This window comes from Gulbenkiania mobilis (assembly GCA_004346645.1).
GTDB lineage: Bacteria > Pseudomonadota > Gammaproteobacteria > Burkholderiales > Chromobacteriaceae > Gulbenkiania > Gulbenkiania mobilis.
Genome location: SMDA01000002.1, coordinates 360681 through 385961, shown reverse-complemented (window position 1 = coordinate 385961; position 25281 = coordinate 360681). Strand labels below are relative to the sequence as shown.

The following is a 25281-nucleotide window of genomic DNA, read 5'->3' as shown; positions in this document are numbered from 1 at the left end:
AGGCGGCCGCCGTCGCGTCGCTGGGCATCAGAAGAGGTCGCTCATGCCCACAGCGTGGCACCAACTGACGGTGCCACGCTGCCGCGCTGCCAGCCAGGCATTTGCCTGCGAGAAGGGGCGGCTGCCAAAAAAGCCGCGGTGGGCCGACAGGGGCGAGGGATGCGGAGCGCACAGCACCAGATGCCGCGCGCGGTCGATGCGTTCGGCCTTGCCCTGCGCATAGTTCCCCCACAGCAGGAACACGCAGCCGGGGCTGTCCCGGTTGACGGTGTCGATCAGCGCATCGGTCACCGTCTGCCACCCCAGCCTGGCATGGCTGGCGGCCTTGTCTTCCTCCACCGTCAGCACGCTGTTGAGTAACAGCACGCCCTGCCTGGCCCAGCCGCTCAGGTCGCCGCTGCCCGGCTGCCCGCTGCAGAGGTCCGATGCCAATTCCTTGTAAATGTTGCGCAGGCTGGGTGGGATGCGCACGCCTTCAGGTACAGAGAACGACAGCCCCATTGCTTCGCCGGTCCCGTGATACGGGTCCTGGCCCAGGATAACAACCCGCACGTCGGCCGGGGCGGTGAAGCTCAGTGCGTTGAAGATCAATGGACGGGGGGGGAAAATCGTGTGGCCGGCGTCGCTCAGCTGGGCCAGGGCGCTGTCGATTGCCTGCAGGCCGGGGGCCACGCTGGCGCCGGAGAGGACGTTCTCCCAGGCAGGATGCACGCGGGCCAGTGCCGCGTCGAGATAGTGCAGGTTCATTTCGGGGTTCGCTACAAGGAAACAGCCTAAGGCAAGGGCAATAACGGTGCCCGGCTGGCAAATGAAAACGCCACCCCGAGGGTGGCGTCGTCCGGCCGGAAAGCCCTCAGTAGTGGCGCATGCAAGGGTCCACCTGAGTGGCCCAAGCCTCTACCCCGCCCTGCAGGCTGTACAGGGTATCGAAGCCGGCCTGCTGCAGGTACAGCGCCACATGATAGCTGCGCACGCCGTGATGACAGATGGTAACGATGGGCACGTCATCCGGCAGCGTATTCAGCTGCAGGGGCACCATGTTCATCGGCAGGTGGCGTACGCCTTCGATGCACGCCTGCTCCAGCTCCCACCCTTCACGCACGTCCAGCAGCAGCGGCTGTTCCCGCTCTGGATCGGCCAGCCACTGTGCCAGCGCCTGGGGGGTGATTTCCTGGATCATCAGAACTCGAACCGTTCCGGCTCGATGGCTTCACTGCCCTGCAGGCGTGCGGTCAATGTGTCGAAGATCACCAGTTCGCTGTAGGTGTCTTCCGACAGGCGCTCAATCAGCTGCGCACGCATTACCGGCTCGTCCCCGACGATGATAACCATGCGGCCACCGATCGCCAGCTGTTGTTTGAGTGTCTCGGGCACCAAGGGCAGAGAGCCACCCACGAAGATGGCGTCGAACGGTGCCTGCTGCGGCAGGCCGTTGATACCGTTGCCTTCGGTGAGCGTGATATTGCGCAGGCCGGCCTGCTTGAGGCGGGCAGCGGCGCGGGCCAGCTGGCTACCGTCAATGTCCAGGCTGTAGACGTGGCTGGCCAGCGAGGCCAGCAGTGCGGTGACATAGCCGGAGCCGGTGCCCACTTCCAGCACACGGTCGCTGGGCTTGAGCTGCAACTCCTGCACCAGGCGCGCTTCTACCTTGGGCTGGAGCATCAGTGCGCCGTTCTCCAGCGGCAGCTCCATATCGGTAAAGGCCAGCGTGCGTTTGTCCGCAGCGACGAAGTCCTCGCGTTTCACGTGAAACAGCAGGTCGAGAATCTTGCCGTCGAGCACATCCCACGGGCGGATCTGTTGCTCAACCATGTTGAAACGGGCTTTTTCGAAATCCATCGACAACCTCAGTGGGGCTTCATGACGATAACTTGCGATTATCCCATATTTGCCCTACCTTCACAGCATCGCTAGGGGTCCTGCGAGGCGTTTTGTCGGGGCAAGCAGCTGAATAATCAGCTTTTTTGCCACGCCAGACGTGTCAATGGTGAGAGTTACCCTTCGAACCTGATCCGGTTAACACCGGCGTAGGGAAGCGAGCCTGCCAAACCGGCCTTCGGCCAACCTGCCAGCGTGGCCATCCGCCGCATCGCCCTTACGCCGTTTCATCGAGAGGATACGACGATGAACGCGCGCACCCGCACCAGCCTGAACCAGACCCTGACGGTGGATTCCGCCGCCATCCAGCCTCTGCCCAACGCCCGCAAGATCTACGTCACTGGCAGCCGCCCCGACCTTCGGGTGCCGATGCGCGAAATCAGCCAGGCCGACACCCCGACCCAGTTCGGCGGCGAGACCAACCCGCCCATCTACGTCTATGACACCAGCGGCCCCTACACCGACCCGCATGCGCAGATCGACATCCGCTCCGGCTTGCCGGCGCTGCGCGCCGCCTGGATTGCCGAGCGGGGGGACACCGCGCTGCTGCCCGGCCTGTCCAGCGACTACGGCCGCGCCCGCGCAGCCGACCCAAAACTGGCCGACCTGCGCTTCAACCTGACCCGCCAGCCACGCCGCGCCAAGCCCGGCTGCAACGTCACACAGATGCACTACGCCCGCCGCGGCATCATCACACCGGAGATGGAATTCGTCGCCATCCGCGAAAACCTGAACCGCCAAGCGTATGTCGAATCGCTCAAGGCTACCGGCAACAGCCGCCTGCTGGAGCTGATGACCCGCCAGCACGCCGGCCACAGCTTTGGCGCCCAGCTGCCCGAAAAGATCACCCCCGAGTTTGTACGCCAAGAAATCGCCGCCGGCCGCGCCATCCTGCCGTGCAACATCAATCATCCTGAATCCGAGCCGATGATCATCGGTCGCAACTTCTTGGTGAAAGTAAACGGAAATATTGGTAACAGCGCGTTAACGTCGTCGATCAGCGAAGAAGTGGACAAAATGACCTGGGGCATCCGCTGGGGGGCTGATACCATCATGGACCTGTCCACTGGCAAGAACATCCACGAAACCCGCGAGTGGATCCTGCGCAACAGCCCGGTACCGATCGGCACTGTGCCCATCTACCAAGCGTTGGAGAAGGTCAACGGCAAGGCCGAAGACCTGAGCTGGGACATCTTCAAGGACACGCTGATCGAGCAGGCCGAGCAGGGCGTGGACTACTTCACCATCCACGCCGGCGTACTGCTGCGCTACGTACCGCTTACCGCCGGCCGCATGACCGGCATCGTGTCGCGCGGCGGCTCCATCATGGCCAAATGGTGTCTGGCGCACCACCAGGAAAACTTCCTCTATACCCACTTTGCCGAGATCTGCGACATCATGAAGGCCTACGACGTGGCCTTCAGCCTGGGCGATGGTTTGCGTCCCGGCAGCGTGTGGGACGCCAACGACGAGGCGCAGCTGGGCGAACTCAAAACCTTGGGCGAGCTGACCCAGATTGCCTGGCAGCACGACGTGCAAGTGATGATCGAAGGCCCAGGCCACGTGCCGATGCAGCTGATCAAAGAGAATATGGATAAAGAGCTGGAATGGTGCCACGAAGCCCCGTTCTACACGCTGGGCCCGCTCACCACCGACATCGCCCCCGGCTACGACCACATCACCAGTGCCATCGGCGCCGCACAGATCGGCTGGTACGGCACTGCCATGCTGTGCTACGTCACCCAGAAGGAACACCTGGGTCTGCCCAACAAGCACGACGTGAAGGAAGGCATCATCACCTACAAGCTGGCCGCCCACGCCGCCGACCTGGCCAAAGGCCACCCCGGCGCGCAGATCCGCGACAACGCGCTGTCCAAGGCGCGCTTCGAGTTCCGCTGGGAAGACCAGTTCAACCTGGGTCTGGACCCGGACAAGGCACGCGAATTCCACGACGAAACCCTGCCCAAGGACAGCGCCAAGGTGGCCCATTTCTGCAGCATGTGCGGCCCGCACTTCTGCAGCATGAAGATCACCCAGGATGTGCGTGCGTTCGCCGCCAGCAAGGGCATTAGCACTGATGCCGCGCTGGAAACCGGCATGCAGGAAAAGGCCATCGAGTTCGTCCAGGGGGGCAGCAAGCTGTACGCCCGAGTGTAGGTCGGATAGGAAGGGCCGAAGCGTCCTGCTTCGGCCAACCTTGCCTGACCGCACACCACATCCGCCTGCCTGCGCGCGGGTGGGTGTCAGTCCGACCACAGCGGCTGGCCTGCCCCGGTTGCCTGCAGGGCAGTGCCCTTCCACCCACAGCCATCCGGGGGGGCGGTGCGCCTGCCATTGCTGGTGCCTTACATGCAAGTGACTGATTCCGCTATACTTCCGCCCCTTGCCACCTCCCTTGCCGAAAGAAGCCGATGAGTCTGCTGCCGCACCAGATCGAACTGTTGTCCCCTGCCAAGACCGCCGAGATCGGGCGCGAAGCGATCCTGCACGGGGCCGACGCGGTCTACATCGGCGGGCCCAGCTTCGGGGCGCGCCACAACGCCTGCAACAGCGTGCAGGATATTGCGGCGCTGGCCACGTTTGCCCACCGCTATCATGCCCGTGTGTTCGTCACCCTCAACACCATCCTGCACGATGCCGAACTGGAAGCGGCCCGCATGCTGATCGGCCAGCTCTACGATGCCGGGGTGGACGCCCTGATCGTGCAGGACATGGGGGTGCTGGAGATGGACCTGCCGCCCATCGAGCTGCATGCCTCAACTCAGTGCGACATCCGCACGCCGGAAAAGGCCCGCTTCCTGGCCGACGCTGGCTTTTCGCAGATTGTGCTTGCGCGCGAACTGACCATTCCCCAAATCCGCAGCGTGGCCGAACGGGTGGACGGACATGCCACCCTCGAATACTTCATTCACGGGGCGCTGTGTGTGGCATTTTCCGGGCAGTGCTACATCAGCCATGCCGAAACCGGGCGCAGCGCCAACCGCGGTGACTGTTCGCAAGCCTGTCGCCTGCCCTACACGCTCACCGACGAGAAGGGCGGCGTGGTGGCGTTCGACAAGCACCTGCTGTCAATGAAGGACAACAACCAGAGCACCAATCTGGAGGCTCTGCTGGATGCCGGCGTGCGCTCGCTGAAAATCGAGGGCCGCTACAAGGACGCCAGCTACGTCAAGAACATCACTGCCCACTACCGCCTGCTCCTGGACGAGATCCTCGAACGCCGGCCGGAGCTGGCGCGTGCTTCCAGCGGCACCAGCGAGATCTTCTTCACGCCAGACCCGGACAAGACCTTCCACCGTGGGGCCACCGACTACTTTGCCACCGGGCGCAAGGGCGACATCGGCGCTTTCGATTCGCCGAAATTCGTTGGTGTGCCGCTGGGTACGGTCGAGCGCGTGGGAGAAGGCTGGCTGGAGATCGCCACTGACGCGCCGATGCACAACGGAGACGGGCTCAGCTTCATGCGCAAGCGTGAGGCGGTGGGCGTGCAGGCCAATACGGTGCAGCGCCAAGGCCTGAGTGCGGACGGACGGCCCGTGTGGCGCGTGGTGCCCAACGACGCGTCCGTGCTGGCCGGTCTGAAGCCAGGCACCGACATCAGCCGCAACCGGGACCATGCCTGGGAGCTGGCCCTGCTGAAGAAGTCCGCCGAGCGCCGGGTAGGGGTATGGATGACGCTTGCCGAGTCTGCGGAGGGCCTGACGCTGACGGTGGTGGACGAGGATGGGCACAGTGCCACCGCTACGGCGCTGCTCGCGTTACAGCCCGCCAAGGAGGTTCGGCAGGCCGAAACGACCGTGCGCGACAGCTTGGCCAAGTTGGGCAACACCCTGTTTTTTGCCCATGAGGTCACGTTGGCCTGGACGCAGCCGCTGTTCGTGCCGGTGTCGGTGGTCAATGCGCTGCGGCGCGAGGCGGTGGAAGCGCTGGAGCGCGCACGGCTTGAGGCCTGGCAAAGGCCGGTCCGCAGGCCGGCGGTGGAGCCGCCCGTGCCCTACCCGGAAAAGACGCTTAGCTATCTGGCCAACGTCTACAACACCTTGGCCTGGCAGTTTTATCGCAAGCATGGTGTGGAGGTGATCGATGCAGCATACGAAGCGCATCAGGAAGAAGGCGAGGTATCGCTGATGATCACCAAGCATTGCCTGCGTTTTTCCTTCAACCTCTGCCCCAAGCAGGCCAAGGGCGTGAAGGGGGTGATGGGCCAGGTACGGGCCGACCCGATGACGCTGCGGTCCGGCAGCGAAACCTATACGCTGAAGTTCGAGTGCCGGCCCTGCGAGATGCATGTGATGGGACGGATGAAGAAACACATTCTCAAGTCGCCACCACCGAGCGACGTGCCGGTGACCGCACCGCTCACCTTCTTCCGGCAGCGGCCGAGGTAAACCCTCGCGAGCTTGGCCGAAACCCGTGCTCTGCCTGCAAGTAGGCCTGTTCGGCAGGTGCCGTGTAAGGGCGGTTACGGTTCGGGCCCAGCGCCGCAGTGCTGCGGGAGCGCTGTGGGCTCTAGAGCGGAGGCACGGCGCTTTGCGCTTTCTGACGCCACTGGGTCGCCGGGCGGGTCGTCCCCTCCCCGCTGGCCGGGCGGCGAGATGGCCCGCCCTTCGCGTCCCAAGTCGTCCCCAAGAACGGCAGGGGCATGACGGGCCGGATAGACGGGCCTGCCCGGCGGAGGCAAACTTCATAATCTCCCCTGTCCCAGTTGGTCCCCACCTGCGCTACATCAAAAAACCTTCATAACATTAAAGTATGCTTATGAACTGAATACCGGCCGTGTTGCCGTGAATCAGTCGCCTTCCCGGCGGACAGGGCACGCTGCCGTCAGCTTTTGGGAGAAGGTCATGTTCGTGTCTACCCGCAGTCTCAACAAGGCGCTGCAACCGCTGTCCGATGCCACCGAGCGTGGCGTGGACCTCACTGTGGCGCTTCCCGAATCCTCCAGCAGCCTTGGCTGGATGGCCCGGCTCGTTAATGGTCTCTTCAAGCGTTTTGACGACGCCATGGGGCAGATCGCCGGCAACGCCATCCATCTGTCGCGCGTTGCACCCCGTTTGGCGGAGCTGGCCCAGGTACAGGAAGACCATGCCCGGGCACAGCGGCAGAACGCGGAAGGCATCGGCCAGGCCAGCCATACGCTGGCGCAGACAGTGGCCTCCATTGCCAGTAGCGCTGCCGAAGCCTCGGCTTTCTCCAATCAGGTGGCCGCCGCGGTGCACAGCGCCAATGCCAGCGACGAGGAGAACCGCCAGCAGATCCGGGCCATCGGCGACAGTACCCGCGCGCTCAGCGAACAGATGGCCCTGCTGGAGGACAGTTCGGCCTCGATCGGCAAGGTGGTGGAACTGATCAAGAGCATCGCCGACCGCACCCGCCTGCTGTCGCTGAATGCCGCGATCGAAGCGGCGCGCGCCGGCGAACAGGGCCGGGGCTTTGCAGTGGTGGCCGACGAGGTGCGCAAGCTGGCGGACCAGACCACGCAAGCCACCCAAGATGTCGAACACCTGCTGGAAACCATTCAGCAGCAAGTGGCCACCTCCAGCAGCACCATGGAAAGCATGAACCAGCTGGTGGACAAGGGTATTAGCGTATCGCAGACCGCCGGGGAATCGATCCAGGCGGCCTCGCGCGACATCACCACGCTGATTGAGCACGTCCACACCATCGCTGCGGCCAGCGGCGAGCAGAGCGAGAAGGTGGAGGCTATTGCCGCCCAGATCGGCGAAGTGGTGGCCAGCACCCAGCGCCAGCTGGAAGACGCGCATGCGTTGGCCGAAAGTGCCGGACAGGTGCGTGACCGCAGCGACACGCTGCTCACCGCAGTGGGCATCTTCCGTTTTGAAGGCCACAAGCGGGTGCGGCAGATGATCGAGGAAGCTGTACGCGATTGGAAGCTGGACCACCTCGACGCCGACACGCTGGATAGGCTGCTCAGTGCGCTGGGCGCGCGCCACCCCGAACTGGAAATGTTGTGCATCACCGATGCGCATGGCGTGCAGGTGTCCTCGGATGTGGCCGGCGCACGCGTGGTGCCCGAAGGGCGCGGCAACAAGTGGGCCGATCGTCGGTGGTTCCAGGATGCCGTGCGCGAGCAGCAGCTGGTGGTTTCGGACCTGTACCGCTCGGTGGACACCGGCGACTACTGCTTTACCGTATCCACACCGCTCTTTGACCCTGCCGGCCACCTGCTCGGCGTCTTTGAAGCGGACGTCAATTTCAACCACATTGTGGATGGCTGACGGCGGAAGGTTGGCCGAAGCCGGTGCTTCGGCCAACCTTTGCTTTCCTGCCGCTCGTGGCGGTCCAGGCTGCCGCTCCTTCCTCCCTTCTTTTAGTGCTGTTTCCGTCAAGCCCGGTTGGCCGTGGGCCCCGGGTCCGATTCTGTCACCACCGGTGCCGGCCGTCGGGACGCATCGTGTATGGTTCTCCGCCTAGATCGCTTGTGTTCCCGCTGAAATGGCAGGCTTGCGCCCTGCTTGTGTGGCCGCAACCGTTACCGTAGCGCCCCCTTGCGTCCTTGCTGCGCTGGCGGGATCATCCCCCTCCCCACCTTCTGCGGAAATTGCCATGAATGCTTTCTTTCTGCCCCTGGCCTTCGTGATTGGCGCCGTGGTGCCGCTGCAGGCAGCCATCAACAACCAGCTCAAGGCGGTGATCGGTGGCAGCACCGTGCTGGCCGCGTTGGTGTCCTTCAGTGTGGGCTGTCTGGCACTGGTGGGCGTGGGCATGCTCACCGGGCAAAAGTGGGCCAGCCTGGCCCAACTGCCCCGTGCGGAGTGGTGGATGTTCGCGGGCGGTTTTCTTGGCGCGCTGTTCGTGTTCGGCAGCACCTTCCTTGCACCCCGTCTGGGCGTGGCTGTCATGCTGTCGCTGATCATTGCCGGACAGATCCTCAGTTCGCTGCTGTTCGACCGCTACGGCTGGTTTGGCGTGCCGGTGCGTGACATCGGCCTGTGGCGACTGCTGGGCGCGCTGTTGGTGGTGGCAGGCGTGGTGCTCGTCAACTTTGGCGACCGCATCGGCCGCGGCTGAGCAGGCCGCCTGGCTTTTGCGTCTGCCGCGGCGGTCAGGACCTTGCTGGGCATCGATCATTCTGCCGCACGGTGGTATCGCCCTGCCCTTGGGCAACCTTTGCTACGTCTATGCCTCTTCCTTGCATCTTCCGCTTTTGCCAGCGCTAAAAGCGACTGGGCACGAGCATGGGTTCCCTCCACCCGGTTCCACGTGAAACGCCCGTTTCAGCCTCTGCGGGGTAATAGAAAACAAGGCAGGCTGAAGCCGAGGGAAGGCCGCAGGCCGCGCCGGCGCTGGCAGGCTAGAATGCACACCTTTCCCTTATGCAAGGAAGCACACCATGCAGGATGAAGTACGGATCGAGGATCTGGTGGAAGGCAGCGGCAAAGCGGCCGAGCGCGGCGCGCTGATCACCGCGCACTACACCGGCTGGCTGGAAGATGGCACCGAGTTCGATTCTTCATGGAAGCGGGGCAAGCCCTTCGAGTGCGTGCTGAGCAAGAACCGAGTGATTCAGGGCTGGATTGTGGGCCTGGCCGGCATGCGCGAGGGCGGCCGGCGCCGTCTGTGGGTACCGGCTGCGCTGGCCTATGGCGAGCGTCAGATGGGCGAGTACATCAAGCCGCACAGCAACCTGGTATTCGAGATCGAACTTATGCAGGTGCTGACGCGGGACTGAAACCGGCCGAACGCTCAACCTTCGGGGGGCGAGGCCTTGGCACTGCGCACCCGCAGGATGACATCCACCTGCTCCAGCTGCAGGCCAGGGGGCAAATGCGGGCGTCCCACCATGCCGAACAGGCTGTCGGGGGCATCGCTCAACGTGCCGGTGTCCACGTCGTAGAAGTGGGCGTGCGGGTGGGTACTGGAGTCGTACAGCGTGCGTCCGGACTCCACCACCACTTCCCGGATCAGGCCACAGCGGGAAAACAGGTTGAGCGTGTTGTAGACGGTAGCGCGCGAGATGTCGGGGGCAAAGGCGCGCACCCGGGTCAGCACCTCGTCGGCTGAAAGATGCACCGGTGCGGTCAGCAGCACCCGCGCTACCGCCAGACGCTGCAGGGTGGCCGGGATGCCGGCTTCCTTGAGGACGCCTTCCAGTTCGCTCACAGTCGGAAATCGGGCCATAGCCATATCGGCCCCGGCATGGCCGGGGCCGCCTCATGCTCAGTCGTTGAAGGGATGCGGACGCGGCGTGCTGTCCGAGGACGGCGGCAGGATCGGCAGCTTGAAGTTTGGCTGTTCGCCGGTCAGCGTCTTGAGGAAAGCGACCACATCGTTCAGCTCTCCGTCGCTGAAGGTGCGGCCCAACTGCAGGCGGGCCATGGTATCGACCGCCTGATGCAGCGTGGCGGCTTCGCCATCATGGAAGTACGGATAGGTCAGTTCGACGTTGCGCAGCGTCGGCACCTTGAAGTTGAAGCGGTCTGCATCCTTGCCGGTGACGGCCATCCGTCCCTGGGCGGTGCTGGCGGTCTTGTAGGCTTCGACGATGCCAAACTTCTGGAACGAGTTGCCTCCCACGGCGGGGCCGTTGTGGCAGGCCACACAGCCGGCGTTCTTGAAGGTTTGGTAACCGCGCACTTCCTGGGCAGTCAGCGCCTTGCGGTCGCCCTTGAGCCACTTGTCGAAGCGGGCATTGGGGGTTACCAGCGTTTCTTCGAAGGCGGCGATGGCCTGCGTGATGTTGGCCATGTCCACCTTGCCGTTGGGGAAAACCTGGCGGAATTCGCTGGTGTACTGTGGGATCGACTTGAGCACGTCTACAGCCAGCTCGTGGGTGAAGGCCATCTCGCCCGGGTTGGCGATCGGACCGCCGGCCTGTTCCTTGAGATCCTTGGCGCGGCCGTCCCAGAACTGGGCGATGTTCAGCGTCGCGTTCAGCACGGTGGGCGAGTTGATCGGCCCCTTCTGCCAGTTGTGACCGATGGAGGTCTTCAGGTTGTCAGAACCGCCCATGCTCAGGTTGTGACAGGAGTTGCACGAGATGAAGCCGGAGCGCGACAGGCGCGGCTCGAAGAACAGCTTTCTTGCCCAGCTCCACCATGGCCGGGTTACGGACCTTGGCGGGGGCGATCGGCTGGATGGGTTCCTGGCTGGCGGCAAGCGCAGCCGCGCCTGCAAACAGGGTGGCAACGGCCGAGGCAATCAGAAAGGCAGCTTTCATGGCAGACTCCAAAAGAGGACGGGCGCGTGGCGCCGAATTAGACTGTGTCTAAACCACGGCCAATCTATCGGGGCGATGACGACAGAATGTTGACCGCCATCAAGCTTGACCATGAAAACCCATACCAACGGTAAGGAAATGCGCCAGCCTGCTGCGGGCAGGTGCGCTGCTTCATCCATCCGCTTCAAAGAGCTGTCATGACCGCCAAACAACAGAACAATCCGCTGCACGGCATCACCCTGGAAAAGCTGCTGACCGAGCTGGTTGCCCGCTATGGCTGGCCGGGCCTGGCCCAGCGCATTGCCATCCGCTGCTTCAGCCACGATCCCAGCATCAAGTCGAGCCTGGTCTTCCTGCGGCGCACGCCGTGGGCCCGGCAGCAAGTGGAGGCCTTGTATCTGGAGATGCTGGCGGAGACCCGCGTGGCCGCGAAGGACACCCGGCCCAGGCTGTTCTCCCGTCGCACGTCGGACTGAACGCCGCACTCAAGAGGCTGGTCTGGCCGATGCCTCCTCTGCGGTGTGTGGCTGGCCGCCTGGGCGTTTTGTGGTCTGTGCGGCCCCGTCTGCCCGCCACCCCCAAAGCGCTACCCCTTCTGTGCTGGCACAATGAGGGGGCTTTTGCCCACAGGCGGCTCCAGGGCCGTCTGCCTTTCCCTCAGGAGATGCCATGAAGCTCTACTACTCCCCCGCCGCCTGCTCGCTCTCGCCGCACATCGCGCTGGAAGCCGCTGGCCTGGCCTATACCACCGTGCGGGTGGATGTGCGCGCCCAGCCGCACACCACCGAGCACGGGACACTGATGACCGACATCAACCCCAAGGACTATGTACCGGCGCTGGAGATTGCCGAAGGCCAAGTGCTGACCGAAGGCCCGGCCATCGTGCAGTACATTGCCGATCAGGCCCCTGAGCGCGAACTGGCCCCACCGGCCGGCACGCTGGCACGCTACCGCCTGCAGGAGTGGCTGAACTTCATTGCCACTGAAATCCACAAGGGGTTTTCTCCGCTTTTCTACCCGGGCACGCCTGAAGCACAAAAAACCGCAGCCCGCGAACGGCTGGAAGGGCGCTTCGCTTACCTGGAAAAGCAGCTGGCGGAGGCGCCCTACCTGATGGGCGAACGTTTCACTGTGGCCGACGGCTATCTCTTCACCTGCCTGAACTGGTGCAACTACCTGAAGATGCCGCTCGAGGGCTTCCCGGTGCTGGGGGCATACATGGCGCGAGTGGGTGCCCTGCCCTACGTGCAGGCGGCCCTGCGCGCTGAAGGCCTACTGAAGGGGTAGTGCTGTTGTGCGGAGGCGTCCTGTCCGTTCGGGCAGGCGCCTTGGTCGGCCCCGATGCGTTGCCGCGCCCGACCCCGCTGAGGCACACTCGCCTTCCGCCGGGGCCAGCATTGCCCCTCCCTCACGAGGCCACTTCCATGCAGACACCGCTGTTGCCGCTGACGCTCGTCGCGGCGCTCGTTTCGGCCAACGTCCTTGCCGCGCCCGTCAAGCTGCGGTTGCTCGAAACGTCCGACATCCATATGAACCTGGTGAACTATGACTACTACCAGGACAAGACCACCGACGAGTTCGGCCTGGCCAAGACCATCAGTCTGATCAAGGCGGCCCGGGCCGAGTCCCCCAACAGTGTGCTGATCGACAACGGCGACCTGCTGCAGGGCAGCCCGATGGGTGATCTGGTGGCGCGCATCAAGCCGCTGAAGGCCGGCGAGACCCATCCGGCGTACCGGGTGATGAATGCGCTGGCGTACGACGCCGGCAATCTGGGCAATCACGAGTTCAACTTCGGTCTGCCTTTCCTGATGCGCTCGCTCAAGGGCGCTGCGTTCCCCGTGGTTTCGGCCAACGTGGTGCAAGCCAACACCGGCAAGCCACTGCGCCCGCCGTATGTACTGCTCAAGCGCACCCTCAAGGATGAGGACGGTAAGCCGCAGCGGCTGACCATCGGCGTGATCGGTTTTGTGCCGCCGCAGATCATGCAGTGGGACAAGGCCAATCTCGAGGGACGGGTGCGCACGTTGGATATTGTGGAGACCGCCCGGCGTTACGTACCGGAAATGCGTCGCAAAGGCGCCGATCTGGTGGTGGCTGTGGCGCATTCGGGCTTCGAAAAAGGTGAAACGCCGCGCTTCGCCGAAAACTCCGTGGCAGGGTTGGCCGAAGTGCCTGGCATCGACGCCCTGTTGTTCGGGCACGCGCATGCCGAGTTCCCGTCGGCCGCGTTTGCCGATTATCCCAAGGTGGATGTCGGCCGGGGCACCATCAACCGGGTACCGGCGGTGATGCCGGGGCGTTGGGGCGACCACCTGGGTCTGGTGGATCTGACGCTGGACCGGGTGAACGGCAAGTGGGCGGTCACCGACCGTCAGGCCAGCCTGCGCCCGATCTACGACCGCAAGGCCAAGAAGGCCATCGTTCCGACCGACCCGATGGTGATGGCGCTGGTGGGCCATACCCATGAGGACACGCTCGCCTATGTGCGGGCCCAGGTGGCGGAAACCGCCGCGCCGGTCTACAGCTACTTTGCCCAAGTGGCCGATGACCCTTCGGTGCAGATCGTGTCGCAGGCCCAGCTCTGGTATGCCCGCAACGCTGTGCGCGGTACCGAGTACGAGACCCTGCCGCTGCTGTCGGCTGCGGCCCCGTTCAAGGCGGGCGGGCGACAAGGCTGGAGTTACTACACCGACATCGCCCCCGGTCCGCTGGCCATCAAACACTTGGCCGACCTCTACATCTACCCGAATACGCTGAAGGTGGTGAAGGTGAGCGGACGCACGGTGCGTGAATGGCTGGAAATGTCGGCCGGCCAGTTCAACCGCATCGACCCCAAGGGGCCGGCGGCCCAGGCACTGATCAATCCGGACTTCCGCTCCTACAACTTTGACACCATCGACGGCGTGAACTATCAGGTGGACGTAACCCAGCCGGCCCGTTACGACCTTAACGGCAAGCTGGTCGCGCCCGACAGCCACCGTATTGTCAACCTCACCTACAACGGCCAGCCGATCGACGAGAATGCCAGCTTCCTCGTGGTAACCAACAATTACCGCGCCGCCGGCGGGGGCAATTTCCCCGGACTGAGCGGCAAGGAGATCGTGGTGGACGCCCCGGACGAGAATCGCGAGGCACTAGCGCGCTATCTGGCGAGCGAGAAAAGGGTGAATCCCAGCCGCGACAACAACTGGCGCATCCTGCCGGTGCCGGGCATCAGCCTGCGCTTTGCCACCGGAGCGGGGGCGCTGGCGCACCTGTCGCGGCATCCGGAATACCGGCTGGTCAAGGAAAATGGAGACGGTTCGGTGACTCTGGAGCTGGCGCAGTAGGCCATGAATGAGGTTTCACGTGAAACGCCTACCCGTCTGGTAGACGTGCGGGCGCTGGAGTCCGCTCTGGACGATTTCGCCCGGGCACGCGACTGGCCGCGCTTTCACACACCGCGCAATCTGGTGCTGGCGCTGACGGGCGAGGTGGGGGAACTGGCCGAGGTGTTCCAATGGCTGACCGATGATCAGGCGGCAGGGTTGGCCAAAGACCCGGCGCGGCGCCAGGCGTGCGAGGAAGAGATCGCCGACGTGCTGATGTATCTGGTGCGGCTTGCCAGCGTGCTTGGCATCGATCTGGACCGGGCGGTGGCGGCCAAGCTCTTGCGCAACGCCGAGAAGTACCCGGCACCCTGATCCGGGCAGGCTGCGCCCCGTACGTACGACAGGCCACCCGTGGGTGGCCTGTTTTCATGCAGCCGGCAGCACGCTTACTGTAGCGTGCCCTCCGCTTCCAGCCAGCGGGCCATGGCATGCTGCGGAAAGGCCTGCTCCAGCGCCCAGTCGGTCTGTGGCAGGGCATCATCGATCATTTGCGTGAGCAGGTGCAGCAGGTCGTCGCTCAGGCTGTAGACCTCGCCGCGGCCATGATTGTCGAAGAAGCCCAGCAGGTGGCGTCCCTGCTCATCGTGTCCGTGGCGCACCGTCACCGCCAGGATCGGTGCTTCCGCCAGCGGCATCGGCGCTTCCAGCGTCGGCGCGTAGCGTTCGCGGGTGGACACCTGCTTGAGCGCCATCATCCAAGGACGCGCTTCGTCGGTGACGGCCGGCCCGATGGTGCTTTCCAGGCGCTGGCGCAGGATGGGAATCAGCAGACTGGTCAGGCGACGGGTTAGCCAGAACCCACGGCGGTGGCCTTCGGCGTCGACGCGCAGCATCAGGCGGTCTTCTTCGGGCTGATAGGCAAGTTGGAATTGCATGGCGCTTCATACCGGTTCGGAGTCAACAGTTGCTATTAAGACGAAAGGCTGAACCGCTGGCAACCAGACTGCCGAAAAAACCTTACTTTCTTCCGTTAAAACAGTCGCTTGAGCCGATTCAGACCCCTCGGTGCCGTCTGCGCCGTACGGGTGCTGTGTCCAGCGGGCGCTTGTCTGGCAAGGCTTCACGCTGTTGGCAAGCCCGGGCGCGCGACGCAGAATGACGCAGTAATCCCTTTTTCTGAAGGAAGTGTCCGCATGCATACGGTCAAAACTGTGGTACGAAAAACAACACTTGCCCTGGCGCTGTCTGTCCTGTCACTGCCTGCCCTGGCGGCCTCCACCTTGGTGTACTGCTCGGCGGCTGCGCCCGAAGGCTTTGATCCGGCGCTGTACGCCGGCGCTGACACACACGATGCTACTGCGGAGACGGTGTTCAATCGGTTGGTACGCATCGAGCGCGGCGGCAACCGCGTGGTACCGGACCTGGCAGTGAGCTGGACGGTGTCGCCCGATGCGCGCGACTACACCTTCCAGCTGCGTCCGGGCGTGAAGTTCCACCATACCGCCGACTTTGTGCCCACCCGTACGCTCAATGCGGACGATGTGGTATTTACCTTCAGCCGCTTCATCGACCCCAAGCATCCCCTGCGCGGTGCCCTGCCTTCGGTGTTTCCGCAGATCGGCATGACCAGCTTCGACAGCAACATCGAGAAGATCGAGAAGGTGGATGCGATGACGGTGCGCATCACGCTGAAGAAGTCCGATACCAGCTTCCTCAACGACCTGACCTGGCCGTTCGCGTCGGTACACTCCGCCGAGTACGCCCAGAAGCTGATTGCCGAGAACCGCGCGGCCGAACTGAACCAGAAGCCCGTGGGCACCGGGCCCTTCGTTTTCCGCAGCTACCAGAAGGACAGCGCCATTCGCTATGCTGCCAACCCGGACTATTTCCGCAGCAAGCCCCGGCTGGACAACCTGGTTTTCGCCATCACACCGGACGCCACGGTGCGGGTGCAGAAGCTGCTGCGCAACGAATGCCAGCTGATCATCCAGCCCAAGCCCACCGACCTGGCCAGCCTTTCGGCCAACCGTGACGTGGTGCTGCGCAGCACGCCTGCCCTGGCCGTGGGCTACCTCAACCTCAATCTGGAGAAGGTGCCGCAGCTCAAGGACGTGCGGGTGCGTGAAGCGCTGGCGCTGGCCATCGACCGCAAGGGACTCCTCAGCCAGGTCTATCTCGATGCCGCGCGGCCCGCCAGCAGCCTGGTGCCACCACCAGCCTGGGCCTTCGACCCCACGCTCAAGCCAGTGAGCCAGGATGTGGCGCTGGCCCGCAAGAAGCTGGCGGAAGCCGGCCTGGCGGAGGGCTTCTCCATGGAGCTGTGGGCGATGCCCGTCACTCGCCTGACCCAGCCCAACGGTAAGTTGACCGCAGAGATGATCCAGGCGGACTGGGCCAAGATTGGCGTGAAGACCGATATCAAGACCATCGGCTGGGGGGAATACATCAAGATGGGGCGTTCGGGCGGCTACAAAGGGGCCATGGTGCTCGGCACCGGCGGCACCACCGACCCGGCCTCCTTCCTCGGCATGATGAACTGCGGGGGCATCGACCAGGTGAACTTCTCGCGCTGGTGCAACAAGAACTACGACGCCCTCTTTGCCCGCGCCAAGGCCGAGCGTGACCCCAACCGCCGTGCCGCGCTCTACCGCCAGGCGCAGGGCATCCTGATGAAGGAGCTGCCACTGATCCCGCTGGCCTACCCCAACGCCTACGCCGCCTGGCGCAAGACGGTGCACGGCTACACCCTCAGCGCCGATGGCCGTGTCAATTTCGAAGGGGTGTGGATCAAGTAAGTCGGCCGATCTGAACGATGGTGGAAGATGGGGTGCCTTGCGCACCCCGTTTTTATGGGCGGGGCGTTTTCTCCGGACCGTACATAGCCGGCCGAGGGCGATTGTTCTGCTGTTTTTCTGGTTTTCGCTGTGGATGGGTTTGCTTCTTAAATGGGCCATCCCCCTCCACCCGAGACACCTCCATGCTTCGCACCCTGTTTCACTCTCTTTTGCTGACCCTGCTGCTAGGCACCGCCGTGCCCGTCCACGCCGAGCACCCTATCCCGCTCGCCTACCAGACCGGGGGGCCCTGTCCTAAGGTGGCGCAGTCCTACAGGGTGGACGATGATTGGCGGGTGCGCCGCATCATGCAGCGTGCCCCCACTCTGGATGACCGTCCCGCCTGATACCGGATGTACAAACGCCCCGGGCTGCAGGGTCCGGGGCGTGGTGATGCGGGGGGCTGCTAGCCGCTGTTGCGCAGGCCGGCTGCGATGCCGTTGATCGTCTGGTGCAGGGTGTAGAGCGTTTCCTCATCGTCCGGGTGTTCGCCCAAGGTGCGCAGCAGGTCGATCTGCAGCAGGTTGAGCGCCGCCAGATAAGGCAGCCGGGTGGCCAGACTGCGCGCCAGCGTGGGGTTGCCCTCCAGAAAGCGTGCATGGCCGGTGATGGCGCTCCAGGCGCTGCGGGTCTTTTCGAACTCGTCCTCGATACGGCCGAACAGCGTTTCGGCCAACCGGCTGTCGTCCACCAGGTCGGCGTAGCGGCGGGCAATGGCGAGGTCTGCCTTGGCCATCACCTGCTCCATGTTGGACAGCGCCACTTGGAAGAAGGGGGATGTGTCGTACAAGGCCTTGAGGCGGCTGAGTCCCGCCTCGCCGTGGCGTTCAAGGAAGGCGGCCACCGCCGACCCGAAGCCGTACCAACCCGGCAGCATCACCCGCGACTGTGCCCACGAGAATACCCAGGGAATGGCACGCAGGTCCTTGATCGACGCCAGCGTCTTGCGCGAGGCCGGGCGGCTGCCGATGTTGAGCCGCGCGATTGCGGTAATCGGGGTGGCCTCCAGGAAGTACTGCATGAAGCCCGGGGTGTCCACCAGGGCACGGTACGCGGTGTAGGCGTGGCCGGACAGTTCGGCAAATACGCCCTCGTCGGTCTCGCAACGGGGGCAGTGGGTGAGCGTGGCCTCCAGCGTGGCGGCCACCAGCGCCTCCAGGTTGCGGGCGCCGATGTCCGGGTCCGAATACTTGGAGGCGATGACCTCGCCCTGCTCGGTGATGCGGATGCGTCCGGCCACCGAACCGGCTGGCTGCGCCAGGATGGCGTCGTACGAAGGGCCGCCACCGCGGCCGACCGAGCCGCCCCGGCCGTGAAACAGTCGCAGCCGGATGCCGTGCCGCTCGAACAGCGTCACCAGCCGCCGTTCGGCCTGGTAGAGTGCCCACTGGCTGGTCAGGTAGCCACCGTCCTTGTTGCTGTCCGAATAACCCAGCATCACCTCCTGCAGCCGGCCCCGGCTTTCGAGGAGCTGGCGGTACCAAGGCAGGGCAAACAGCGTTTCCATGATGGTGCTGCCCGCCTCCAAGTCGTGGATGGTCTCGAACAGGGGTACCAGGTTCAGGCTGGCCTGCGGCTGGTGGTCTGTCAGCCGCACCAGTCCCGCTTCCTTGCACAGCAGCGCCAGCGCCAGGATGTCGCTGGCGGCGGCACAGTTGGAAATGATGCTCTGGCCGATGGCGTCCTCGCCATAGTCGCGCTGGATGCGGGCCGCCTCGCGGAAGATCGCCAGTTCCTTTTCCGTCTGCTCGCTATAGGCCAGGTAGGGGGAGTACAGCAGCCGCGGCGTGGAGAGTTCGCGCAACAGCACGCGCACCCGTGCGGCCTCCTCGAGTGCGGCGTACTCCTCCAGGCCGGCGCGGGCAAACAGCTCGCTCACTACTGCGGCATGGATGTCGGCGTGCTGGCGCAGGTCCAGCGGCATCAGCGAGAAGCCGAACACGTCCAGGGCGCGCAGCAGGCGGCTGAGCCGGCCCTCGGCCAGGATGCCGCTGCCATGCTGCATCAACGACAGCTGCAACGCGGTCAGGTCGGCGCGGAAGGCTGCCCGGTCGGTGTAGGGTTCGCCCGCCGGCCAGCGGCTGTTGAAGTCTACGCCCAGCCGCGCGGCCGTCGCCGCCAGACGGCTTTCGATGGTGGCCACCGCCTGGCGGTAGGGCTCCTCGCGCCGGCTTTCGGCCCGGTCGGGCGAGGTTTCGGCCAGGCGAGCCACTGCCGGGCTGACGCACACCAGCCGCGAAGACAGCGACAATTCGCGGTACAGGCCGGCCAGCTCGTAGCCGTAGTGCGCGAATGCGGCCTCGGCCTGGGTGCGCACCGCATAGGCCAGCACTTCGGCGTTGACGTTGGGGTTGCCGTCGCGGTCGCCGCCGATCCAGCTGCCGATGCGCAGGAAGGTGGGCAGTGCCGGCTGGCGTCCCCACAGCCTGCCGATCAGGCCGGCCAGCTTTTCGTACAGCGCCGGCAGGGCCGGCAGGAAGGTCAGCGGGTGGTAGGCCACACCGTTCTCGATCTCGTCCCGCACCGACAGCTTGAAATGACGGATCTCGGCCGTCTGCCATAGCGCCAGGATTACCCGCTTGAGGCGGGCATCCAGTTGCGCCTCCTCGTCGGGCGTCAGGTCGGGGGCATGCAGCCGCGCCAGGAACTTGCGCACCGCACGGTGGCCGTCCAGCACACTCTGACGTTGCACTTCGGTCGGATGCGCGGTCAGTACCGGATGGATGGTGGCTTCGGCCAAGGTGGTCAGCAACTGGGCCTCATCGATGCCGGCATCCTGCAGCGTGGACAGGGCGCGCTCCAGGCTGCCCGCCTGCGGGCGCGAGCCGGCCAAGCGGTGTGCCCGACGGCGGCGGGTGTGATGCAGGTCTTCGGCGATGTTGAAAAGCTGGGCGTAGAGGCCACAGGCCCGCACCAGTGCGCTGCCGGTCAGCGCTGGCTGGGCATCTGGCGTGCCGTCCGCGTGGCGCAGGTTGGCTAGCCGCATTGCCACCGCCGGGCCTTCCTGCTCGGCAATCACTTCGCCCAGAAGGCGGTCGAGCCGGGCGATATCCTCGCGCAGCGGCTGGTCCTTGTCGTGTTCGGTCATCTTCCGTCGTCCTGAATTGTGAGGTCTTTGCGGTCTCTGCCATGATAGTGCCATGAACCCCGCCCTGGTATTGCTGCCCGACTTCCTGCTGATCCTGTTCGGCCATGCGCTGCGCCGCAGCGGCCTGTTCTCCGGCCAGTTCTGGAGCGATGCCGAGAAATTCATCTATTTCGTGCTGTTTCCGCCCTTGCTGTTCCGCGCGCTCGCGCGGGCACAACTGGACCTTCAAGCCAGCGTGCCGATGCTGCTCACCGGGGTGCTCTTCACCCTGGCAGGCTTCGTGGCCGCGCTGGCGGCTCGCCATTTCTTCACTCTGTCGTCGGCCTCGTTTGCCGCAGGCCAGCAGGCAGCGTACCGCTTTAACACTTACGTCGGCTTTGCCGTGATCGGCGCCCTGTCCGGCCCGCCGGGGCTGGCTGCCATCGCGCTGCTGGCCGGGGTGATGATTCCGCTGGTCAACCTGCTGGCAGTGTGGCAGCTGGCGCGGGCCGGCGGTGGACGGCTGTGGGGCGAACTGGCCCGCAACCCGCTGATCTGGGGCATCGTAGCGGGGCTTTCGGCCAACCTTTCGGGACTTTCCGTGCCCGACTGGCTATTTCACGCGGCCGGCTATCTGGCCGACAGTGCGCTGCCGCTCGGGCTGATCACCGTGGGGGCCGGGCTGCGCTTTGCCGCGGTACGTGCCCATCTGGGGCCGGTGTGCTACTGGACCGCGATCAAGCTGGTGCTGGTACCGGCGGTGGCGCTCGCCTTGGCGGCGGTCTTCGGCCTGACGGGTGTCTACCGCCAGGCCGCGCTGGTGATGGCGCTGCTGCCCACGGCTACCTCGACCTACATCCTGGCGGTACGCATGGGAGGCGATGGCACGCTGGCGGCCAGCCTCGTCACCGTGTCCACGCTGGCGGCGATGGTGTCCATGCCGCTCTTTCTGGCCGGCTTTGCCTGAAAGGCTGTCAACCCGGTGCGTCAAGGCGGCCGCGTGGCCGCGCATGCTAGAATGCGCCCAATATCCACACGCCTTATCCGGAAATCTCCGCGCCATGGAAAAACTCGTCATCGCCAGCCGCGAAAGCCGGCTTGCCATGTGGCAGGCCGAACACATCAAGGCCCGGCTGGAAGCCATGTATCCCTCGCTGAAGGTGGACATCCTCGGCATGACCACGCAGGGCGACCAGATCCTCGACCGCACGCTCTCCAAGGTGGGTGGCAAAGGGCTGTTCGTGAAGGAACTCGAAGTGGCCCTGATGGAAGGCCGCGCCGACCTGGCGGTGCACTCCATCAAGGACGTGCCGATGGTGCTGCCCGAAGGCTTTTCGATTGCTGCCATCTGCGAACGCGAAGACCCGCGCGACGCCTTGGTGTCCAACCGCTATGCCAGCCTGGCCGACCTGCCCGAAGGGGCGGTGGTGGGCACCTCCAGTCTGCGACGCGAGTCGCAGCTGCGGGCGCGCTACCCGCATCTGGTGATCAAGCCGCTGCGCGGCAACGTGCTGACCCGCCTGGCCAAGCTGGACGCCGGCGAGTTCGACGCCATCATCCTGGCCGCGGCCGGCCTCAAGCGTTTGGGTCTGAACGACCGCATCCGCACCGAGCTGGCCCCGTCCGAAAGCCTGCCCGCACCCGGACAGGGCGCGCTGGGCATCGAGATCCGCGCCGACCGCGAGGACCTGATCGGCTTGCTGACGCCGCTGGACCACGCCGACACCCGTGACTGCGTACTGGCCGAACGCTCGCTCTCGCGCGAGCTGGGCGGCAGCTGCCAGGTGCCGCTTGGGGGCTTTGCCACGCTGTCGGGCGAACTGCTCACGCTGGGCGGCTTTGTCGCGCATCCGGACGGTTCCACCATGCTGACGGCCTCCGCCAGCGCGCCGCGCGAGTACGCCGACGCCTTGGGGCGCACCGTGGCGCGCAAGCTGCTCGACGCCGGCGCGGGTCCACTGATCGAGGCCGTTCTGGCCGACGGCCGATGAGCCTGGCGGGCCGGCACATCCTCGTGACGCGGCCCGTGGCACAGGCCGCTGCACTGATGCAGCTGCTTGAAGCGGAAGCCGCAGTGCCCGTGGCCTTCCCCCTGATCGACATCCAGCCCGACGAGGCCGCGCTGGCCCGGCTTGCCACCGAGGCAGCGTCAGCCGACTGGCTGGTGTTCGTCAGCCCCACCGCCATCGACCTGGCCTGGCCACGGCTCGCTTCGGCCAAGCTTGCACCCCTGCCTCGGCTGGCCACGGTCGGCCACGCCAGCGGCCAGCGGTTGGCCGAACGCAGCGGGCAGACCGTGCTCTACCCCGAAGGCGGGGACGACAGCGCTGCCCTGGCCGCCCTGCCGGCCCTGCAGGCGATGGCAGGCCAGCGTGTCCTCATTGTGCGAGGCCATGGCGGCCGGCCGGAACTGGGGCAAACCCTCGCTGCCCGTGGTGCCTGCGTGCGCTTTGCCGAGGTCTACCGCCGCGCGGACGCCGCGCCCGACTGGGCCCGTTTCGATGCGCTGGCGGCACGTGGCGCGCTGGACGCCGCCGTGATCACCTCCGGCCCGATGGCACAGGCGCTGTACCGGCTCGGTGGCAGCGCCCGGATGCCGACGTTACAATGTCTGACGTACTGTGTGCCCCATCCGCGCATTGCACAGGCACTGCACGGACTGGGTGCCACCCAGGTCGTCACAACCCGGGCCGACGACAAGGCGCTTGTCGCCGGTCTCAAAGAATGGTTCCTTCGCCACCCATGACCGACACCAATCCCGATAGCCCGACCCGTCCTGCCGCCCGCACCGCGACAGCCAGTATCGCGCTCCTCCTGGCGCTTGGTGCGCTCGGCGTCTCCGGCTGGCAGTGGTATCAGACCCGGCAGGTCCTGACCGCAACGCAGACCGAACTGGCCCGGCGGCTTGCCGAAACCGGTGGCGCCTCCAAGGAAATGCGGGTGCTCACGCAGGAGGCACTGGCCGCCGCACGTGCCACCGACGCCAAGCTTTCGCTGCTGGAAGCGCGGGTCAACGAGTCGGCCGGTCAGTACGCCACGCTCAACGGCATGTATCAGGAGCTGACCAAGAACCGCACCGACTGGCTGCTGGCCGAGATCGAGCATTCGCTGGCGATCGCCAGCCAGCAGCTGCAGCTGGCCGGCAATGTGTCGGCAGCGCTGTCCGCGCTGGAGATGATCGATTCGCGCCTGGCTACCTTCGACCGCCCCCAGCTGATCGGCCTGAAGAAGGCGGTGGCCAAGGATCTCCAGACCCTCAAGGCCGTGCCCTACTTCGACGTGGTGGGCATGACGGTCAAGATCGAGCGCCTGATGCTGGCGGTGGACGGACTGCCTCTGGTGGTGGATCACCACCGTCTGGCCGACCCGGCGCGCCAGCCCGCCACGGTAGTGCCGGCCACTGCTCCCTGGTGGGAACGGCTGGCCGGCGACGTCTCGCGCAGCTTGGGCGAGCTGGTGCACATCCGCCGGATGGACAAGCCCGAGGCGCTGCTGCTCTCGCCAGAGCAGGCCTTCTTCCTGCGAGAGAACCTGAAGCTGCGCCTGTTGGACGCACGCATCGCGCTGATCCAGCGTGAAGGCAGCACCTTTGCCGCGGACATCGATGCCGCAGAGCGCTATGTCAGCCGCTACTACGACCGCGATGCCCCGGCCACGCGCCAGTGGCTGGCACTGCTGTCCGAGCTTAAGGGCGTGCCGCTGGACGTGACCCTGCCCGACCTTTCGGCCAGCCTGAAGGCGGTGCGCGAGGCCCAGGGCACGGCGGGAGAATAAGGTGAGATTCGTACTGTGGATTACCGGCCTCTTCGCGCTGGCCGTACTGCTGGGCCTGGCGTCCACCCTGAACAACGGGTACGCCATCCTGTTCTTCCCGCCTTACCGGATGGAAGTGTCGTTCAACCTGATGATCGTAGGCGTTCTGGTGCTGATTGCCGTGGCCTACGGCATCCTGCGGCTGATCGGTGTGGCCGCCAATATGCCTACCGAGGTGCGCGCCTTCCAGCGTCAGAAGAAGCTCAAGGCCGCCCGCCATGCCCTGCGCGAGGCCGGGATTGCCTTCTTCGAGGGACGCTTCCAGAAGGCCGAGCGTGAGGCCGCCCGGGCCATTGATGATGAATACGCCCCGGAAAACCGCGCGCTGGCCCTGCTGATCGCCGCTCGATCCGCCGGCATGATGCAGAACTTCGACAAGCGCGATGCCTACCTGGCCCGGCTGGATACCGTGCCCGAACGGCTGCAGCTGGCCCGTCATATGGTGGATGCCGAGCTGCGTCTGGAGGCCAAAGACCTTCTGGGCGCGCTGGCCGCCATCGAGCGCGCGCGCGCAGTGGCACCCAACCTCACCAATGCCCTGCGGCTGGAGCTGAAGGTACGCATGCTGCAGAAACAGCCGGACGCGGTGCTGGCGCTGACCGAAAAGCTGCTCAAGGCCGACGCGCTGGAACCCGAGCAGGCCCGTCGCTACCGTATGGCAGCCTACTGCCAGCAGCTTGAAGGCCTGCCCAGCGGCGAGGCGATCCGCAACTGGTGGCGTCGCATTCCCGAGGTGGAGCGTCAGAACCCCGATCTGGTGCGCCCAACGGTGGAGCGCCTTGAGGACCTGGGCGACTTTGACCAGGCCGCGCAGTTGATCGGTGCGGCGCTGGTGAGCGACGACACCACCCTGCCCGAACTGGCGCTGGGGCTGGCAAGGTTGGCCGAACATGTCTCCGGCGAGAAGCGCCTGGCCCTCTTGCGCGAGGCAGAGGCCTGGCTGCAGGTCCGGCCGCGTGATCATCTGCTGCTGTTCGCCCTGGGCCGTCTGGCCGCCGAGGAGCACCTGTGGGGCAAGGCCCAGAGCTATCTCGAAGCCAGCCTGTCGCTGGAACCCACGCTCATGGCCCATGCGGCGCTGGCCCGGCTGTACGAGGCCATCGGCAAGCCCGAAGAGGCCGAGCACCACTATCAGCGCAGTCTGGCGCTGGCGCTGGAGCGCGGTGCCTAGGTTTCCTTTTCCTTCCTCCCGAA

Annotated in this window: 24 protein-coding genes and 1 riboswitch; of the genes, 16 read left to right on the top strand and 8 right to left on the bottom strand. The window is 65.2% G+C overall.

Annotation, left to right across the window (positions count from 1 at the left end; genetic code table 11):
• Positions 1 to 27 precede the first annotated feature (27 nt).
• The 3 genes from ung to EV669_RS04555 form a co-directional block, all read right to left on the bottom strand.
• The gene (ung, locus tag EV669_RS04565; RefSeq protein WP_055433834.1) at positions 28 to 747 is read right to left on the bottom strand and encodes a uracil-DNA glycosylase; all 720 of its coding nucleotides are present in this window, start codon (positions 745 to 747) and stop codon (positions 28 to 30) included.
• A 106-nt stretch (positions 748 to 853) separates the two neighbouring features.
• A complete protein-coding gene (locus EV669_RS04560) occupies positions 854 to 1180 on the bottom strand; it encodes a rhodanese-like domain-containing protein (RefSeq protein ID WP_054285568.1) in 327 nt (108 codons plus the stop codon).
• Positions 1180 to 1839, bottom strand: a complete 660-nt coding sequence (locus EV669_RS04555; RefSeq protein WP_132098003.1) for a protein-L-isoaspartate O-methyltransferase family protein — start codon at positions 1837 to 1839, stop codon at positions 1180 to 1182. Before EV669_RS04555 ends, EV669_RS04560 begins: the two co-directional genes overlap by 1 nt.
• A 63-nt stretch (positions 1840 to 1902) precedes the next feature.
• Positions 1903 to 2051: riboswitch (TPP riboswitch) on the top strand.
• A 73-nt stretch (positions 2052 to 2124) separates the two neighbouring features.
• Here EV669_RS04555 and thiC point away from each other — a divergent pair.
• From thiC to EV669_RS04530, 5 genes are all read left to right on the top strand, one after another.
• Entirely contained in the window at positions 2125 to 4035 is a 1911-nt protein-coding gene (thiC, locus tag EV669_RS04550) for a phosphomethylpyrimidine synthase ThiC (protein WP_132098002.1), read from the top strand.
• A gap of 254 nt (positions 4036 to 4289) precedes the next feature.
• Positions 4290 to 6266 (top strand): peptidase U32 family protein, encoded by a 1977-nt coding sequence (locus EV669_RS04545; protein ID WP_132098001.1) that lies wholly within the window; start codon positions 4290 to 4292, stop codon positions 6264 to 6266.
• 462 nt (positions 6267 to 6728) lie between these two features.
• Positions 6729 to 8117 (top strand): methyl-accepting chemotaxis protein, encoded by a 1389-nt coding sequence (locus EV669_RS04540; protein WP_165922706.1) that lies wholly within the window; start codon positions 6729 to 6731, stop codon positions 8115 to 8117.
• Positions 8118 to 8445: 328 nt separating this feature from the next.
• On the top strand, positions 8446 to 8910 hold the full coding sequence (locus EV669_RS04535; RefSeq protein WP_054285563.1) for a DMT family transporter: 465 nt from the start codon (positions 8446 to 8448) through the stop codon (positions 8908 to 8910).
• 322 nt (positions 8911 to 9232) lie between these two features.
• A complete protein-coding gene (locus EV669_RS04530; protein WP_054285562.1) occupies positions 9233 to 9571 on the top strand; it encodes an FKBP-type peptidyl-prolyl cis-trans isomerase in 339 nt (112 codons plus the stop codon).
• A gap of 14 nt (positions 9572 to 9585) precedes the next feature.
• On the opposite strand, the gene EV669_RS04525 is transcribed toward EV669_RS04530, so the two are convergent.
• Genes EV669_RS04525 through EV669_RS14185 form a run of 3 tightly spaced genes read right to left on the bottom strand, consistent with a single transcriptional unit; the run spans position 9586 to position 11059 of the window.
• Positions 9586 to 10020 (bottom strand): Fur family transcriptional regulator, encoded by a 435-nt coding sequence (locus tag EV669_RS04525; protein WP_054285561.1) that lies wholly within the window; start codon positions 10018 to 10020, stop codon positions 9586 to 9588.
• Positions 10021 to 10059: 39 nt separating this feature from the next.
• A complete protein-coding gene (locus EV669_RS04520) occupies positions 10060 to 10881 on the bottom strand; it encodes a cytochrome-c peroxidase (protein ID WP_318271323.1) in 822 nt (273 codons plus the stop codon).
• A complete protein-coding gene (locus tag EV669_RS14185; RefSeq protein ID WP_318271324.1) occupies positions 10838 to 11059 on the bottom strand; it encodes a hypothetical protein in 222 nt (73 codons plus the stop codon). The genes EV669_RS04520 and EV669_RS14185 overlap by 44 nt, the downstream gene beginning before the upstream one ends.
• Before the next feature lie 197 nt (positions 11060 to 11256).
• Between EV669_RS14185 and EV669_RS04515 the strand changes: the two genes are divergently transcribed.
• The 4 genes from EV669_RS04515 (at position 11257) to EV669_RS04500 (ending at position 14745) form a co-directional block, all read left to right on the top strand.
• Complete coding sequence (locus tag EV669_RS04515) at positions 11257 to 11535, top strand: VF530 family protein (protein ID WP_054285559.1); 279 nt, start codon at positions 11257 to 11259, stop codon at positions 11533 to 11535.
• Between the two features lie 193 nt (positions 11536 to 11728).
• Entirely contained in the window at positions 11729 to 12346 is a 618-nt protein-coding gene (gene gstA, locus EV669_RS04510) for a glutathione transferase GstA (protein ID WP_054285558.1), read from the top strand.
• A 137-nt stretch (positions 12347 to 12483) separates the two neighbouring features.
• Positions 12484 to 14391: a bifunctional 2',3'-cyclic-nucleotide 2'-phosphodiesterase/3'-nucleotidase gene (locus EV669_RS04505; protein ID WP_132098000.1), complete on the top strand. Its 1908-nt coding sequence runs from the start codon at positions 12484 to 12486 to the stop codon at positions 14389 to 14391.
• Between the two features lie 3 nt (positions 14392 to 14394).
• A complete protein-coding gene (locus EV669_RS04500; RefSeq protein ID WP_054285556.1) occupies positions 14395 to 14745 on the top strand; it encodes a nucleotide pyrophosphohydrolase in 351 nt (116 codons plus the stop codon).
• A 74-nt stretch (positions 14746 to 14819) separates the two neighbouring features.
• Here EV669_RS04500 and EV669_RS04495 read toward each other — a convergent pair whose 3' ends face one another.
• Entirely contained in the window at positions 14820 to 15308 is a 489-nt protein-coding gene (locus tag EV669_RS04495; RefSeq protein WP_055433842.1) for a hypothetical protein, read from the bottom strand.
• Positions 15309 to 15566: 258 nt separating this feature from the next.
• Between EV669_RS04495 and EV669_RS04490 the strand changes: the two genes are divergently transcribed.
• Complete coding sequence (locus tag EV669_RS04490) at positions 15567 to 17168, top strand: ABC transporter substrate-binding protein (RefSeq protein WP_072242855.1); 1602 nt, start codon at positions 15567 to 15569, stop codon at positions 17166 to 17168.
• Between the two features lie 182 nt (positions 17169 to 17350).
• Positions 17351 to 17554 (top strand): hypothetical protein, encoded by a 204-nt coding sequence (locus EV669_RS04485; RefSeq protein ID WP_132097999.1) that lies wholly within the window; start codon positions 17351 to 17353, stop codon positions 17552 to 17554.
• Between the two features lie 59 nt (positions 17555 to 17613).
• On the opposite strand, the gene ppc is transcribed toward EV669_RS04485, so the two are convergent.
• The gene (ppc, locus tag EV669_RS04480; protein WP_132097998.1) at positions 17614 to 20295 is read right to left on the bottom strand and encodes a phosphoenolpyruvate carboxylase; all 2682 of its coding nucleotides are present in this window, start codon (positions 20293 to 20295) and stop codon (positions 17614 to 17616) included.
• Positions 20296 to 20347: 52 nt separating this feature from the next.
• On the opposite strand from ppc, the gene EV669_RS04475 reads away from it, so the two are divergent.
• The 5 genes from EV669_RS04475 (at position 20348) to EV669_RS04455 (ending at position 25258) form a co-directional block, all read left to right on the top strand.
• A complete protein-coding gene (locus EV669_RS04475) occupies positions 20348 to 21241 on the top strand; it encodes an AEC family transporter (protein ID WP_054285552.1) in 894 nt (297 codons plus the stop codon).
• A 94-nt stretch (positions 21242 to 21335) separates the two neighbouring features.
• A complete protein-coding gene (gene hemC / locus EV669_RS04470; RefSeq protein WP_054285551.1) occupies positions 21336 to 22265 on the top strand; it encodes a hydroxymethylbilane synthase in 930 nt (309 codons plus the stop codon).
• Positions 22262 to 23020, top strand: coding sequence for a uroporphyrinogen-III synthase (locus EV669_RS04465; protein ID WP_132097997.1), 759 nt, complete (start codon positions 22262 to 22264; stop codon positions 23018 to 23020). The genes hemC and EV669_RS04465 overlap by 4 nt, the downstream gene beginning before the upstream one ends.
• Positions 23017 to 24048 (top strand): uroporphyrinogen-III C-methyltransferase, encoded by a 1032-nt coding sequence (locus tag EV669_RS04460; RefSeq protein ID WP_054285549.1) that lies wholly within the window; start codon positions 23017 to 23019, stop codon positions 24046 to 24048. The genes EV669_RS04465 and EV669_RS04460 overlap by 4 nt, the downstream gene beginning before the upstream one ends.
• 1 nt (position 24049) lies before the next feature.
• A complete protein-coding gene (locus tag EV669_RS04455; protein WP_055433846.1) occupies positions 24050 to 25258 on the top strand; it encodes a heme biosynthesis protein HemY in 1209 nt (402 codons plus the stop codon).
• The last annotated feature ends 23 nt before the right edge of the window (positions 25259 to 25281 follow it).

Bases quoted from the DNA above. Each gene is read 5' to 3' on its own strand.
- ung (WP_055433834.1), bottom strand. From the start codon at position 747: ATGAACCTGCACTATCTCGACGCGGCACTGGCCCGCGTGCATCCTGCC.
- EV669_RS04560 (WP_054285568.1), bottom strand. From the start codon at position 1,180: ATGATCCAGGAAATCACCCCCCAGGCGCTGGCACAGTGGCTGGCCGAT.
- EV669_RS04555 (WP_132098003.1), bottom strand. From the start codon at position 1,839: ATGGATTTCGAAAAAGCCCGTTTCAACATGGTTGAGCAACAGATCCGC.
- thiC (WP_132098002.1), top strand. From the start codon at position 2,125: ATGAACGCGCGCACCCGCACCAGCCTGAACCAGACCCTGACGGTGGAT.
- EV669_RS04545 (WP_132098001.1), top strand. From the start codon at position 4,290: ATGAGTCTGCTGCCGCACCAGATCGAACTGTTGTCCCCTGCCAAGACC.
- EV669_RS04535 (WP_054285563.1), top strand. From the start codon at position 8,446: ATGAATGCTTTCTTTCTGCCCCTGGCCTTCGTGATTGGCGCCGTGGTG.
- EV669_RS04530 (WP_054285562.1), top strand. From the start codon at position 9,233: ATGCAGGATGAAGTACGGATCGAGGATCTGGTGGAAGGCAGCGGCAAA.
- EV669_RS04525 (WP_054285561.1), bottom strand. From the start codon at position 10,020: ATGGCCCGATTTCCGACTGTGAGCGAACTGGAAGGCGTCCTCAAGGAA.
- EV669_RS14185 (WP_318271324.1), bottom strand. From the start codon at position 11,059: ATGAAAGCTGCCTTTCTGATTGCCTCGGCCGTTGCCACCCTGTTTGCA.
- EV669_RS04515 (WP_054285559.1), top strand. From the start codon at position 11,257: ATGACCGCCAAACAACAGAACAATCCGCTGCACGGCATCACCCTGGAA.
- gstA (WP_054285558.1), top strand. From the start codon at position 11,729: ATGAAGCTCTACTACTCCCCCGCCGCCTGCTCGCTCTCGCCGCACATC.
- EV669_RS04505 (WP_132098000.1), top strand. From the start codon at position 12,484: ATGCAGACACCGCTGTTGCCGCTGACGCTCGTCGCGGCGCTCGTTTCG.
- EV669_RS04500 (WP_054285556.1), top strand. From the start codon at position 14,395: ATGAATGAGGTTTCACGTGAAACGCCTACCCGTCTGGTAGACGTGCGG.
- EV669_RS04495 (WP_055433842.1), bottom strand. From the start codon at position 15,308: ATGCAATTCCAACTTGCCTATCAGCCCGAAGAAGACCGCCTGATGCTG.
- EV669_RS04490 (WP_072242855.1), top strand. From the start codon at position 15,567: ATGCATACGGTCAAAACTGTGGTACGAAAAACAACACTTGCCCTGGCG.
- EV669_RS04485 (WP_132097999.1), top strand. From the start codon at position 17,351: ATGCTTCGCACCCTGTTTCACTCTCTTTTGCTGACCCTGCTGCTAGGC.
- ppc (WP_132097998.1), bottom strand. From the start codon at position 20,295: ATGACCGAACACGACAAGGACCAGCCGCTGCGCGAGGATATCGCCCGG.
- EV669_RS04475 (WP_054285552.1), top strand. From the start codon at position 20,348: ATGAACCCCGCCCTGGTATTGCTGCCCGACTTCCTGCTGATCCTGTTC.
- hemC (WP_054285551.1), top strand. From the start codon at position 21,336: ATGGAAAAACTCGTCATCGCCAGCCGCGAAAGCCGGCTTGCCATGTGG.
- EV669_RS04465 (WP_132097997.1), top strand. From the start codon at position 22,262: ATGAGCCTGGCGGGCCGGCACATCCTCGTGACGCGGCCCGTGGCACAG.
- EV669_RS04460 (WP_054285549.1), top strand. From the start codon at position 23,017: ATGACCGACACCAATCCCGATAGCCCGACCCGTCCTGCCGCCCGCACC.